General features: G+C 61.5%; 9 protein-coding genes. 4 read left to right on the top strand and 5 right to left on the bottom strand.

The features are described from left to right. Positions 1-76 precede the first annotated feature (76 nt). A complete protein-coding gene (locus CK627_RS16320; protein ID WP_095592881.1) occupies positions 77-2,848 on the bottom strand; it encodes a M16 family metallopeptidase in 2,772 nt (923 codons plus the stop codon). Between the two features lie 570 nt (positions 2,849-3,418). After that, on the bottom strand, positions 3,419-4,534 hold the full coding sequence (gene asd, locus CK627_RS16325; RefSeq protein ID WP_017779952.1) for an aspartate-semialdehyde dehydrogenase: 1,116 nt from the start codon (positions 4,532-4,534) through the stop codon (positions 3,419-3,421). Positions 4,535-4,873: 339 nt separating this feature from the next. On the opposite strand from asd, the gene sugE reads away from it, so the two are divergent. The 4 genes from sugE to pflB all read left to right on the top strand — a co-directional run bounded on the left by sugE (position 4,874) and on the right by pflB (position 10,630). After that, positions 4,874-5,188 (top strand): quaternary ammonium compound efflux SMR transporter SugE, encoded by a 315-nt coding sequence (gene sugE / locus CK627_RS16330; protein ID WP_095592882.1) that lies wholly within the window; start codon positions 4,874-4,876, stop codon positions 5,186-5,188. 127 nt (positions 5,189-5,315) lie between these two features. Beyond that, on the top strand, positions 5,316-7,076 hold the full coding sequence (gene ycaO / locus CK627_RS16335) for a 30S ribosomal protein S12 methylthiotransferase accessory factor YcaO (RefSeq protein ID WP_095592883.1): 1,761 nt from the start codon (positions 5,316-5,318) through the stop codon (positions 7,074-7,076). A 381-nt stretch (positions 7,077-7,457) separates the two neighbouring features. After that, positions 7,458-8,306 carry a formate transporter FocA gene (focA, locus tag CK627_RS16340; protein ID WP_005300246.1) on the top strand — a complete coding sequence of 283 codons (849 nt, stop codon included), beginning with the start codon at positions 7,458-7,460 and terminating at the stop codon, positions 8,304-8,306. Positions 8,307-8,347: 41 nt separating this feature from the next. Continuing rightward, entirely contained in the window at positions 8,348-10,630 is a 2,283-nt protein-coding gene (pflB, locus tag CK627_RS16345; RefSeq protein ID WP_005300244.1) for a formate C-acetyltransferase, read from the top strand. Positions 10,631-10,752: 122 nt separating this feature from the next. Here pflB and phnX read toward each other — a convergent pair whose 3' ends face one another. From phnX to phnW, 3 genes are read right to left on the bottom strand one after another with little or no spacing between them, the layout of a single operon-like run. After that, positions 10,753-11,592, bottom strand: a complete 840-nt coding sequence (phnX, locus tag CK627_RS16350; protein ID WP_095592884.1) for a phosphonoacetaldehyde hydrolase — start codon at positions 11,590-11,592, stop codon at positions 10,753-10,755. Next, on the bottom strand, positions 11,585-13,024 hold the full coding sequence (locus CK627_RS16355; RefSeq protein WP_095592885.1) for an aspartate aminotransferase family protein: 1,440 nt from the start codon (positions 13,022-13,024) through the stop codon (positions 11,585-11,587). Before CK627_RS16355 ends, phnX begins: the two co-directional genes overlap by 8 nt. After that, positions 13,021-14,163 carry a 2-aminoethylphosphonate--pyruvate transaminase gene (gene phnW, locus CK627_RS16360; RefSeq protein WP_095592886.1) on the bottom strand — a complete coding sequence of 381 codons (1,143 nt, stop codon included), beginning with the start codon at positions 14,161-14,163 and terminating at the stop codon, positions 13,021-13,023. The genes CK627_RS16355 and phnW overlap by 4 nt, the downstream gene beginning before the upstream one ends. Positions 14,164-14,397: the final 234 nt, after the last annotated feature.

The following is a 14,397-nucleotide window of genomic DNA, read 5'->3' on the forward strand; positions in this document are numbered from 1 at the left end:
GCGCAAAAAAACAGCCCGCCCCCTGCCAGGGGGCGGGCTGTTTTGCTTGCGGCCGTCGCCCGATAGGGGCAACCCGCTAGGGAGAGAGGCGCTGCACCGGCCAGCCCAACCCGGCCAGCTCGGGGGCCAGCGTCTTGGCATCCCCCACCACCAGGATCACCATGTCGTCGGGATCGAGCCAGCGGCGGGCCAGCTCGCGCAGGGTAAAGGGGGAAAGCTGGCTCACCTGCTGCACCTGCTGCTCCACATAATCCTGCGGCCACCCTTTGAGCAGGATGGGTTGCATGTAGGCCACCTCCTGCGGCAGCGTCTCGTAGTCGAGCGCCTGGCCATTGAGCACCCGATCCCGCAGGGTACGCACCTCCAGCCGGGTCGGCCCCAGCCGCTGATACTTGTCGAGCTCCTGCAGGATCTGCCGCAGCGCCGCCCCGGTCACTGCGCTGCGCACGCTGCTTTGCAGCAGGAAATAACCCGCATCGACGTTGCCCTCGAAGGTGGAGCCGATAAAGTAGGTGTAACCCAGCTCCTCACGCAGCCGGATGTTCAACCGCTCGGCGAGGGAGACATTCATCAGCCGGGTCAGGTACTGCTCGCCGAAGGCATCCTCCGCCATGGCGCGCCGTCCCACCCGGATCTGGCTGAGCGCAGCCCCGGGATTGTCCAGCAGATAGATGGCCCGTTTGGCCTGCTGCCCACGCCACTCCAGAGAGCGCAGGGCCGCCGGCTGACCCGCTGGCTCGACTAGAAAGCCGAGGGCCTTCATCACCCGCTCCTGAGCCAGATCCCCGCTCACCACCACCTGGGCTTCCCCGCTGCGATGGACCGACTGATAAAAATGGCGCACATCGTCCAGGGTCAGCGCCCGCAGGCTGGCCACGGGATCCAGCGGCTTGTTCCCCTTGAGCAGGGCGCCGAACTGCCAGTCCGCCTGCCACTGGGGATCGCGAGCCAGCTGTTGCAGCCACTGGCTGTAGTCAAACTGGCTGCGCTCGAAATCGGCGCTGCGCATGGCGGGCTGCAGCACCAATTCCCGTACCAGCGCCAGCACCTCCTCGAAATGGGAGGTGAGCCCCTGGACCTCGATGGAGCTGCGCTCCTCACCATGTTCGAATCTGATGCTGGCTCCCAGCTGGCGCGCCCGCTCCTCGATGCTCGCCTCCTGCAGCTGTTCGCTGCCAAGGGAGAGCATGGCGTCAGTCAGGGTGGCGACCCCGCCCTTGCCCTGCGGCTCGGCCCGCTCACCGCCCGGCCAGTTGATGCTCATGGCAAAGGCCGGCACTTCGTCGCTGTAGTGACCGAGCAGAGAGACCCGCTCACCCAGCTTGGCATGCCACAGGGTCGGCATGGGCACCGGCAAGGCACCGCCACTGGCCGGCTCCTGGCGTCGATCCAGGGTCTCCTCGATCTGTCTGGGAGCCAGCGTCTGCTGCGGCCGGGCCAGCGGCAAGGGGGGCGGCTCGACGAAGTTGGGGTTGCCCGCCTGCCACTCGGGATGCTCGGCCGGCACCACGCTCAGCACCACCCTGGGCTTGTTCAACACATAGCGCGTCAATGCCCGCTGCAGATCGGCCGGCGTCACCCGGGCAAGGCGCTTGAGGTTGCGGTACTGGAAGTTGGGATCCTGAAACAGGGTATAACCTGTGCCCAGCTGCTCCACCTTGCCGGCCACGCTGTCCAGCGGCCAAATCCGTTTGGCGCGCAGGGCATTGACCGAGTGGGCCAGCTGCTCGCGGGTGACCCCGTCGCTGGCGAGCTGGCCGATGACCCGATCGATCTCCGCCTTGATGGGGCCAAGCTCGGCCCCTTTGGCCAGATTAGGAATGGCATGGATCATCAACTTGCATGCCAGCACATTGCATTCATGGCTGGCAAAGACGGAGACCAGCCTGCCGCTTTGCTGCAGCTCTCGCTGCAGAAGGCCGCTGGCCGAGCCCCCCAGCTGATCCGCCAGCAGATCGAGAGCCTCGACCCTGGGATCACTGGCAGAGACGGTCGGATAGGCCAGCACCAGCAGGGGTTCGGCCACCCGATCGGTCAGGGTGCGATAGCGGCTCTTCTTCAGCGTCACCGGATGCACCAGCGGCCGAGTCTGGGCCGGTGTGGCGGGCAAGGCCCCGAAATAGCGCTCGACCCAGGCCAGGGTCTGGGCCGGTTGAATGTCACCGCCGATCACCAAGGTGGCGTTGTTGGGCCCATACCAGCGCAGGAAGAATTGGCGCACATCCTCCAGGGTGAGGCGATCCAGATCCGCAGCCCGGCCAAACGGCGTGTTGAAGTAGGGATGATTGGGCGGGTAAAGCGTGCGATTCAGCGCCTCATAGAAGCGCCCATAGGGTTGATCTTCGACCAGGTTGGCGCGCTCGTTCTTGATGATGTCGCGCTGCACGTCCAGCTTCTGCTGATAGAGGGTATCAAGCAGAAACCCCATGCGATCTGCCTCCAGCCAGAGCACCTTCTCCAGCTGATTGGCCGGCAACGTCTGGAAATAGCGGGTCTGATCCTCCTGGGTCCAGCCGTTCACATCTTTTGATCCCATCTGTTGCAGCAGGCGGTTATGGCCCTCCTCCCCCACGTGAGCCGAGCCCTGAAACATCATGTGCTCGAACAGGTGGGCCAGCCCGGACTGGCCCGGCGCCTCTTCTTCCAGCCCCACCCGGTAGTGGACCGCCACGTGCACCAGGGGATCGGAGTGATCCTGGGTCAGGATCACCGTCAGGCCATTGTCGAGCCGATATTGCTGATAGGGCACGATCAAGGGATCGGCCACTTTTTTCTGCTCCTTGACCAGCACAGGGCCGGCCAAGGCCAAGACACTGAAGAAATAGAGCAAACTCCACACGACTCTCATGTAATTTCCCAATTCTCGAACCTGAACATTATTATGGGTCACCGTTGCTGCCCTTCATTGGTCTCGCAGCAAGGGGAAAACGGCGACGGCACGCCATGGGCGTAACGCGCACTATTGAGCATATAAGTATTATTTTCGCCCCCCACGGGGCTGCCGCGAGCCGGCCGCCACACCGCGTCGGATCACCTGGCGCCACGGCCTCATGGTATCGGCCTGGCCAGGCGGTCAGTGTAATCAATCAGGCTCGCACTGGATATCTTGAATGGATATTCATTTGTAACAAGGCATATATCCCGCCCATCCCGCGAGCCCACAGCCCCCTATTTTGTGGGACAGATGGAATAGAACGAGTCGGCTACCAGGGCAGCGGCGGGAATATATTTCCGGCACTGACTGCTCAGTCAGGAAATAATCGATGCGCCACAGTTAATATCTATTTAGTTAATAAGAGTGCCACTGCATTGCAAAACCAAGACCCCATGCCTTGCAGCGTCAATGGCATCGAGCCTGCCCTGTTCCTGCCAAAAAAAACAGGGGGCCTGAGCCCCCTGTCGTCGTTTCCGATTGCCATCACCCGCGGTCCAGCAGGATGTTGAGCATGCGGCGCAGCGGCTCGGCGGCGCCCCACAGCAGCTGGTCGCCCACGGTGAAGGCGGCCAGGTACTCCGGGCCCATGTTGAGCTTGCGCAGACGACCGACCGGGATGCTGAGGGTGCCGGTGACGGCAGCCGGGGTCAGCTCGCGGGCGGTGATGTCGCGATCGTTGGGGATCACCTTGACCCAGTCGTTGTGGGCGGCCAGCAGGGCTTCGATCTCGGCCAGCGGCACATCCTTTTTCAGCTTGATAGTGAAGGCCTGGCTGTGGCAGCGCAGGGCGCCGATGCGCACGCACAGACCATCCACCGGAATGGCGGCGTTTTCGATGCCCAGGATCTTGTTGGTCTCGGCCTGGCCCTTCCACTCTTCGCGGCTCTGGCCGTTGTCGAGCTTGGTGTCGATCCAGGGGATGAGGCCACCGGCCAGCGGCACGCCGAAGTTGTCCACCGGCAGGGTGCCGGAGCGGGTCTTCTCGGTGATCTTGCGCTCGATGTCGAGGATGGCGGAGGCGGGATCCGCCAGCTCCACCGCCACTTCATCGCGCAGCAGCCCCATCTGGGTGACCAGCTCGCGCATGTGGCGCGCACCGCCACCGGAGGCGGCCTGATAGGTGGCCACGCTCACCCACTCCACCAGATCGGCCTTGAACAGGCCACCCAGGGCCAGCAGCATCAGGCTGACGGTGCAGTTGCCACCGACGAAGGTCTTGATGCCGTTGTTCAGGGCATGCTCGATGACGTCGCCGTTGACCGGATCCAGGATGATGACCGCGTCCTTCTCCATGCGCAGGGAGGAAGCGGCATCAATCCAGTAACCCTGCCAGCCGGCGGCTTTCAGGCGCGGATAGACATCCTTGGTGTAGTCGCCGCCCTGGGCGGTGATGATGACGTCCTGTGCGGCCAGCGCCTCGATGTCGAAGGCATCCTGCAGGGTGCCGGCATCGACGCCGAAATTGGGGGCGGCCTCACCGGCCTGGGAGGTGGTGAAGAAGGTGGGCTGAATGCGGGCAAAATCCTTCTCTTCCTGCATCCGGCTCATCAACACCGAACCCACCATGCCACGCCAACCGACCAAACCTACTTTTTTCATAATGTCCTACCCTGGATAGCTGCTTATAGAAACCGATTGTGATAACCGTGATCCCTTGTCCGGCGCGGGCCGTTTACAAGGGATTCACAAAATATGGGTTGCGAAAAATGCGTCTGTCCACATTACGGATTGTGACGGCGGGCGCAAGTCGAATTGCGCAATATTCTGTGCCGTTCGCTGCAATATCCGTCAGCCTGGCCGACCTGCGGGCAGCCGGTTGGCATCCCGTCACTACTTGGGGCATCATTGAGACCGACCGGCAGCCCCGCTGCCCCTCGGGGACGACCCCGAGGCCTCCTGATACGCAGGGACGACCCTGCTTCCTGCGGAATCTGCCTTATGTCCTGGTTGCTCCTGCTGCTGGCCGGCCTGTTCGAGGTCGCCTGGGCCATCGGCCTCAAATACACCGACGGTTTCAGCCGTCCCCTCCCCACCCTGCTGACTCTCTCTGCCATGGGGGTGAGCGTGCTGCTGCTCGCCATGGCGGTCAAACAGCTGCCCCTTGGCACCGCCTACGCGGTCTGGACCGGCATCGGCGCGGTCGGCACCGTGCTGATGGGGATCTGGCTGTTCAACGAACCGGCCACCCTCGCCCGGGTGCTCTGCCTGCTGCTGATCATCGCCGGGATCCTGGGTCTGAAATTGATCGGATGAGCCGTGACCCTGGGCGGTTGAAAGGAGAGCAAAACGGGGCATGGGCCCCGTTTTTTGCCTGCCAAACGCGCCGACCCCTGCTATTATCTGCGGCCAAACATGAGCCAATAAAAATCAGGATATCGTGATGACCGACCACACTTTTATTCCCGGCAAGGACGCGGCGCTGGAAGACTCCATCGAACGCTTCCAGACCAAGCTGCAAGCCCTGGGGTTTGATATCGAAGAGGCCTCCTGGCTCAACCCCGTGCCCAACGTCTGGTCCGTGCACATCCGGGACAAGGAGTGCTCCCTCTGTTTCACCAACGGCAAGGGTGCCAGCAAGAAGGCGGCGCTCGCCTCCGCCCTTGGCGAATATTTCGAGCGTCTCTCCACCAACTACTTCTTCGCCGACTTCTATCTGGGCGAGCAGGTAGCGAACGGTGATTTCGTCCACTACCCGAACGAGAAGTGGTTCCCCATCGAGGGGGATCAGCTGCCCGCCGGTCTGCTCGACAGCTTCACCCGCAAGTTCTACAACCCGGACGGTGAAGTGACCGCCGACATGCTGGTGGACCTGCAATCCGGCAACGAGGAGCGCGGCATCGTCGCCCTGCCCTTCGAGCGCCAGTCCGATCACCAGACCGTCTACATCCCGATGAACATCATCGGCAACCTCTACGTCTCCAACGGCATGAGCGCCGGTAACACCAAGACCGAGGCCCGCACCCAGGGCTTGTCCGAGGTGTTCGAGCGCCACGTGAAGAACAAGATCATCGCAGAAGCGCTGAGCCTGCCGGAGATCCCGGCCGAGGTCATTGCCCGTTACCCCGGCATCAAGGCCTCCATCGAGGCGCTGGAAGCCGAAGGCTTCCCCATCTACAGCTTCGATGCGTCGCTCGGCGGTCGCTACCCGGTCATCTGCGTGGTGCTGCTCAACCCGAGCAACGGCACCTGCTTTGCTTCCTTCGGTGCCCACCCGCGCTTCGAAGTGGCCTTCGAGCGTACCGTCACCGAGCTGCTGCAGGGCCGCAGCCTCAAGGATCTGGATGTGTTCGTACCACCCTCGTTCGACAACGAGCAGGTGGCGGATCACCACAACCTGGAGACCCACTTCATCGACTCATCAGGCCTCATCAGCTGGGACCTGTTCAAGCAGGATGCGGACTTCGAGTTTGCCGACTGGGACTTCCGCGGCACCTCGCAGGAGGAGTTCGACCACCTGATCGGCATCTTCCACGAGCTGGAACAGCCGGTCTACATCGCCGACTACGAGCACCTGGGCGTCTACGCCTGCCGCATTCTGGTGCCCGGCATGTCCGACATCTATCCGGCCGAAGATCTGCTGCTGGCCAACAACACCATGGGTGCCCACCTGCGGGAGACCATACTGGCGCTGCCGGCGCTGGAGTGGGACGCGGAGCAGTACATGACGCTGTTCGACCAGCTGGATGAAGAGGGTCACGACGAGCGCACCCGGGTGCGCGAGCTGCTCGGCATCGCCGCCGCCAAGGGCACCGCCCTGCACACCCTGCGGGTAGGCGAGCTCAAAGCCATGCTGGCCCTGGCCGCCGGCGAACTCGACACGGCGCTCGATCTCATCGACTGGACCATGGAGTTCAACCAGTCGGTGTTCCCGGCCGATCGCGCCAACTACTATCGTGCCCTGCGCGCCTGCGTCGAGCTGTTCCTGGACGAGGATCGTGACCCCGAGCAGTACCGCGCCGTGTTTGCCCGCATGTATGGCGAGCAGACGCTGGCACAGGCCTGGGCCCACGCCAGCGGTGAAGCGCGCTTCCACGGACTGGCTGCCGCCGATCTCTCCCTCAGCCAGTTCCCGCTGCACCAGAAACTGCTGGCTGCCTACGAGAAGCTGCAGAAGGCCAAACGAGCCCATTCATGGGGTTGATGTGGTAACATTCCGAAGGGGCCCTGATGGCCCCTTCTGTTTTATGGTCAGCCAAGTGGCCATTTGTTATTCAAAGATGAAATAAAAAACAAAAAATACCTCTTAGGGGGTTGCCAACAAGGAGTAGCGAGTGCTGGGGAGACGCAAAGATGCCTTGCCGGCACACTTTTTCAGGGATGAAAAATAAATTGTTTAAAATCATGACATTAAAAAAACCACGTTTCTGTTTCAGCTGAAACCTGGTGTAAAGAATCGCTGCCGGGGGATTCAAATATTTGTAGTAAAATTACATTCACAATCTGCAATTCTTGATCGGAGTCAATTTTGACGATCTGGCCCTTTGTTATGATTTCCACAGGCAAAACATCAGGTACATGAGAATTGAAAGCAGAATCTCCCTTTGATTGTCTCAAGCCAGAAGCCATCGCTGCACTGGCAGAAGATATAACCTATGCCAAGGCCACCAAGCCCGCATACAAGGTCATCCCCCTGGCCATCACAGCTGGCGCCTTCATCGCCATCGCTTTCGTCTTCTACATCACAGTCACCACCGGTGCCGGCAATGTGGCTTGGGGCCTCAGCAAGCTGGTCGGCGGTCTCTGTTTCGCTCTTGGCCTGATCCTCTGCGTGCTGCTCGGCGCCGAGCTGTTCACCTCCACCACCCTCACCCTGGTGGCCAAGGCAGCCAACCGCATCACCTGGGCCCAACTGTTCAAGAACTGGGGACTGGTCTACTTCGGCAACCTCATCGGCGGTCTCATCATCGTCGGCCTCATCATCATGTCGGCCGAATACATGGCGGCAGATGGTCAGTGGGGCCTGAACGCCCTCAAGGTGGCCCAGCACAAGATCCACCACACCTTCTTCGAAGCCGTGGCGCTTGGCATCCTCTGCAACCTCATGGTGTGTCTCGCCGTGTGGATGGCGTTCGGCGCCCGCAGTGCCACCGACAAGGTGATGGTCATGCTGCTCCCCGTCGCCATGTTCGTGGCCTCCGGTTTTGAGCACAGCATCGCAAACATGTTTATGATCCCGGTCGGCATCGCCATTCACAGCGTCGCGGGCCCGGAATTCTGGCAGGCCATCGGCCAGGATCCGGCGACCTTTGCCGACCTGACCGTATCCAACTTCGTCCTGCACAACCTCATTCCTGTCACCATAGGTAATATCATTGGTGGTGGCGTCATGGTTGGGCTGACTTACTGGTTTATCTTCCGTCGCCATCATTAAGGATGGCGGCAGACACATAAATACCTTGAGAGGTAATGAAAATGGCAGAACTTAACGAACAGTTCCAAAAAGCATGGGAAGGCTTCGCGGCCGGTGAATGGCAGACCTCTGTCAACACCCGTGACTTCATCCAGAAGAACTACACCCCGTATGAAGGTGACGAGTCCTTCCTGGCTGGCGCGACCGAAGCTACCACCAAGCTGTGGGACAAGGTCATGGAAGGCATCAAGATCGAGAACCGCACCCACGCGCCGGTCGATTTTGATACCGACCTGCCCTCCACCATTACCGCTCACGATGCCGGCTATATCGATCAGAGCCTGGAGCAAATCGTTGGTCTGCAGACCGACAAGCCGCTCAAGCGCGCCATCATCGCCAACGGCGGCATCAAGATGGTCAAGACCTCTTGCGAAGTGTACGGTCGTCAGCTTGACCCCATGGTCGAGAAGATCTTCACCGAGTACCGCAAGACTCACAACCAGGGCGTGTTTGACGTCTACACCAAAGACATCCTGAACTGCCGCAAGTCCGGCGTCATCACCGGTCTGCCGGATGCCTACGGCCGTGGCCGTATCATCGGTGACTACCGTCGTGTTGCCCTGTACGGTATCGACTTCCTGATGGCCGACAAACTGGCCCAGTTCAAGTCCCTGCAGGCTGACCTGGAAAACGGTGTCAACCTGGAAGCCACCATCCGTCTGCGCGAAGAGATCTCCGAGCAGCACCGTGCCCTGGCCCAGATGAAGGTGATGGCTGCCAAATATGGTTGCGACATCTCCGTTCCGGCCAAGACCGCCAAAGAAGCCGTACAGTGGACCTACTTCGCCTACCTGGCGGCGGTCAAGTCCCAGAACGGCGCGGCCATGTCCTTCGGTCGTACCTCCAGCTTCCTGGACATCTACATCGAGCGTGACCTGCAAAAAGGCCTGATCACCGAGCAAGAGGCCCAGGAGCTGATGGACCACATGGTCATGAAGCTGCGTATGGTTCGCTTCCTGCGTACCCCGGAATACGATTCACTGTTCTCCGGCGACCCGATGTGGGCTACCGAGACCCTGGCTGGTATGGGCGTTGATGGCCGTACCCTGGTCACCAAGAACAGCTTCCGTATGCTGAACACCCTGTACACCATGGGCCCGTCCCCTGAGCCGAACCTGACCATCCTGTGGTCCGAGAAGCTGCCGGTCGGTTTCAAGAAGTACTGCGCCAAGGTATCCATCGAGACCTCTTCCGTTCAGTACGAGAACGACGACCTGATGCGTCCGGACTTCAACAACGATGACTATGCCATCGCTTGCTGTGTGTCCCCGATGATCGTCGGCAAACAGATGCAGTTCTTCGGTGCTCGTGCCAACCTGGCCAAGACCATGCTGTACGCCATCAACGGCGGTATGGACGAGAAGATGAAGCTGCAGGTGGGTCCGAAGACCGACATGATCACCTCCGAGTACCTCGAGTACAACGACGTGATGGATCGTCTGGATCACTTCATGGACTGGCTGGCCAAGCAATACGTTGCCGCGCTGAACATCATCCACTACATGCACGACAAGTACAGCTACGAAGCCTCTCTGATGGCGCTGCACGACCGTGACGTCTATCGCACCATGGCTTGCGGCATCGCCGGTCTGTCCGTTGCGGCTGACTCCCTGTCTGCCATCAAGTACGCCAAGGTCAAGCCGGTTCGTGACGAAGATGGCGTGGCCATCGACTTCGAAATCGAAGGCGAGTACCCGCAGTTCGGTAACAACGACGCTCGCGTCGATGACATCGCCTGCGACCTGGTCGAGCGCTTCATGAAGAAAATTCAGAAGCTGAACACCTACCGTGGTGCCGTGGCTACCCAGTCCGTGCTGACCATCACCTCCAACGTGGTGTACGGCAAGAAGACCGGTAACACTCCGGATGGTCGTCGCGCCGGTGCGCCGTTCGGCCCGGGTGCCAACCCGATGCACGGTCGTGACCAGAAAGGTGCCGTTGCTTCCCTGACTTCCGTCGCCAAGCTGCCGTTCGCTTACGCCAAAGATGGTATCTCCTATACCTTCTCCATCGTGCCGAACGCGCTGGGTAAAGACATGGAAGCCCAGAAAGCCAACCTGGCCGGTCTGATGGATGGTTACTTCCACCACGAGTCCAACCTGGAAGGTGGTCAGCACCTGAACGTCAACGTGATGAACCGTGAAATGCTGCTGGACGCCATGGAAAACCCGGAAAAATATCCGCAGTTGACCATCCGCGTATCCGGTTATGCCGTTCGCTTCAACTCTTTGACCAAAGAGCAACAGCAAGACGTCATCACCCGAACCTTCACCGCCTCTCTGTAATAGAGTCTCGGTGAACAAAAACCGGCGCCCAGGCGCCGGTTTTTTTATGCCTGATAGTCAGGGAGCATAGACCTGAAAACCTGCCGGCAAGGCCGGCACTCCCCTCCTCTCTCCCGCCTTGTTCAGGGCCGCTCACCCGCAGTCAGACGGCGGTTGATATCGGCGATGACCGGGGCGATATCCGCCAGGGTATCGATCACATAGTGTGCCCCCGCCGCCCGCAGTTTGGCCTCCGCAGGTCTACGCCGGGCAGCGATCTCCGCCTCGCTCATGGCGGCAAACTCGTCCCAGGTGGCACCAAATTCGTTGCCGGAAACCGACAATCCCACCGTCCACATGCCAGCGTTCAACCCTTCGCTGATACCCGGCACGGCGTCATCCACCTTGATACAGCGATGCACTGCGCTTACTCCCAGCTCAATTACGTTGGCCAGCGCCATCCAGGGGCCGGGGCGACCACCGGCCTTGAAATCGTCGGTGGCGACCCAGTGATCCGGCCGATAGCCGTGATAGGCCGCGGCTGGTACCAGCGCCTCCATCACCGGACGGGGGTAACCGGAGCAGGAGCCAATTTGCATCCCCTGCCCCCGCAGTGCGTCCAGCACCGGCAGCACACCTGGGATGGGGGCAGCAAAGCGGGTCACGGCGGCAATCTGCAGCGGCATAAAGGTGTGATAGAGGTGGTCCACCTCGGCGTGGCTCATGGGGTGGCCAAAGCGGGCCTGCCAGCGCGCATCCACCGAGGGCAGACGGCCCAGCGCGGCGATATGATCCCACTTGCCCAACCCCATGGGCTGGCGCGCCTCATCCAGAGTAACGGGGAAGTCATAGGCACGGGCAAAGGCCTCGACGAAGATGGAAGTGGGGGCGAAGGAGCCGAAGTCGACGACGGTACCGGCCCAGTCGAGGATCAGCGCCTCTACGTCAGTGGTCGGGTCTACAGCAATTTGCAAATCAGTCATGGTGATGTTCCTGTTTCGGTGAAGACGCGATCTCGCCAAGGGCTCGATCGAGAATGGTGATGGCGCGTACCAGATCGGCGCGAGCGATATTGAGCGGCGGCGAGAGCTGGATGACATTGCCCTGAGAGACCTTGAAGCTGAGCCCCAGCTCCAGACAGCGGTAGAGCAGCCGCTCGGCGGCCTGGCTATTGCGGGTGCGACTCTGGTGCTCGACCACCAGATCGAGCGCCCACAAAAGACCGATACCGCGCACCTGGCCGATCAGCGGGTGACGCTCAGCCAACTTGCCAAGCTCTGCCGCCATAAAGCGGCCATCCTCCTGCGCTTTTGCAAGCAACCCCTCTTCACGGATGGTAGCGATGGTCGCGAGCGCCGCCGCGCAGCCGATGGGGCTCTTCTCGTGGGTGTAGTGACCGAGCGAAATAGCTGCCGCCTGATTGAAACGGTCGCGGGTGATGAGCGCCGCAAACGGTACCACCCCGCCCCCCAGCCCCTTACCCAGACAGATGATGTCGGGCTCGATGCCAAACTCTTCGAAGCTGAACCAGTGCCCAGTGCGGCCCAAGGCATTGGGGATCTCGTCGACGATCAACAGCACCTTGTGGCGATCGCAGATCTCCCGCACCCGCTGCCAGTAGGCTTTTGAGGGCACCTGTACGTCGGTGTTGCGGATGGGTTCGGCGATAAAGGCGCCGATGCCTCCCTCCTTCTCGATGACGTACTCCAGATAATCGGCGTAGTGCAGGTCATCTCCTTCCCCGCGATACCAGACGCCGCGATAACGGGTGGGCGGCGGGATGCGCTCCACTCCGGCCATCAAGGGGCCCATACCGGCGCGAAAACAGGCTTCACCGCCGACCGAGATTGCATCGAGGGAGGCGCCGTGAAAGGCATCCCACAGGGACACCACCTTGCTGTTGCCGGTGATAAAGCGGGCGAGCTTCAGGGCAATCCCCACCACTTCGCTGCCGCCGGGGGCGAACAGCACCCGGTTGAGATCGCCCGGGGCCAGTTCGGCCAGAGTACGGGCGCAGTCGATGGCGACCTGATGGGTGTAGCGGCGGGGTGCAAACGGCAGATCGGCGAGTTGCTGCTGCACCGCGGCCACCACCCTGGGGTGGCCGTGGCCCAGCTGATGGACGCTGTTACCGTGAAAATCGAGGTAACGCGCTCCCGATACGCTGGTCAGCCAGCTCCCCTGCGCGCGCTCAAGCAGATCGAGACAGGGGGTGGAGAGCGCCTGATGGAGGAAGTAACGGCTATCCTCCGCCAATCCGGCCTGTACATCTTCGCTCTGATCTGCCCACCAACGCGCCCGCCCCTCGCCGAGGTTGATATCCCCTTCGCTGTCGGCGCGGCCGCTGCCGTGCAGCTTATGGTCATGCAAATCGCGGCCACGCAGATCACGACCCTGAGCCAGCATGCTGGTCATTGCGCGTCCCCTTGCCAGTAACAGGCGCTGGCCATGGCGGCGAGCAGCTCGCGCACCCGCTCCGGGGTCACGTCGCCGATATTGCCGATACGGAAGCAATCGGCCTGGGAGACCTTGCCCGGATAGATGACAAAGCCCTGCGCCTTGAGCCGCAGGTAGAAGTCGGCGAAGCGGTAGTCAGGGTGGGCCGGAGAGTAGAAGGCGGTGATGATGGGAGATTGCCACTGCTCGAGCAGCAGCGGTGCAAAGCCTAGAGCGGCCATCCCCGCCACCAGCGTGCGCTGATTCTCGCGGTAGCGCTGATGACGGGCTTCAATGCCCCCCTCCTCGTCCAGCTCGCGCAGGGCCTGGGCAAAGGCGAGCACGGTATGGGTGGGCGAGGTGAAGCGCCACTTGCCCCCCTGCTGCTCCATGGTCTGCCACTGGGCATGCAGGTCGAGGGAGACAGAGCGGGCACGACCGGCGCAGGCCGCCAGCGCAGCGCGGCGAGCGATGACGAAGCCAAAGCCCGGTACCCCCTGAATGCACTTGTTGGCAGAGCTGATGAGAAACTCGATGCCAAGGCGCCCCATGTCGATTGGGATACCACCAAAGCTGCTCATGGCATCGACGATCAGGCGAATGCCGCGGCGCTGGCAGAGCACAGCCACCTCCTCAAGGGGGTTGAGCATGCCGGTGGTGGTCTCGCAGTGCACCATGGCCAGATGGGTGATCTCGGGGTGGCGCACCAGCATCGCCTCGATGGCGGCGGGTTCGGGGCGGGTGGTCTCGCCGCAATCGAGCTCGTGGTGGTGCAGGCCAAGGCAGCGGGCCATCTCCCCCATGCGGGCACCGTAGGCGCCGTTGTTGATGATCAGCAGACTCTCGTCGGCGCCGATCGCCGAGCCCAGCACGCTCTCCACCACATAGCTGCCGCTTCCCTGCAACAGCACGGCGCTGTAGTCGTTTTCATACTCCGGGCCGGTGGCGAGGCGCACCAGCTCGCGGCGGATGGGCTCCACCACACCCTGGTTGTAGTCCGCATCCCAGGTGCAGCTGTCTTGCAGCATGGCGGCGCGCACCGTGGCTGTAGTCGAGAGGGGGCCCGGGGTCAGCAGCAGGTAATCGACGGCGGCGGGGGCCGCAGGAATATGGGTCATGACTTCGCTCCTTTTTGGTATATACCAGAATGAGCGCATTGTGGGTAACTGCCCCGCCAAGGTCAAAGGGGCGGCGCTACGTGCAACAAAAAATTCATTTTCAGCGCCGGAATCGCGATAATCTAGGAAGCCTGAACAACAGGGCCAACACTGGTATCTACCAATGCATGTTGACGCCGCCGTTTAACGACCGGGCAGATAACCAGCCCTGCGCCCAGCCCATTGCACAACTCA

It is taken from the genome of Aeromonas dhakensis, from assembly GCF_002285935.1.
GTDB lineage: Bacteria > Pseudomonadota > Gammaproteobacteria > Enterobacterales > Aeromonadaceae > Aeromonas > Aeromonas dhakensis.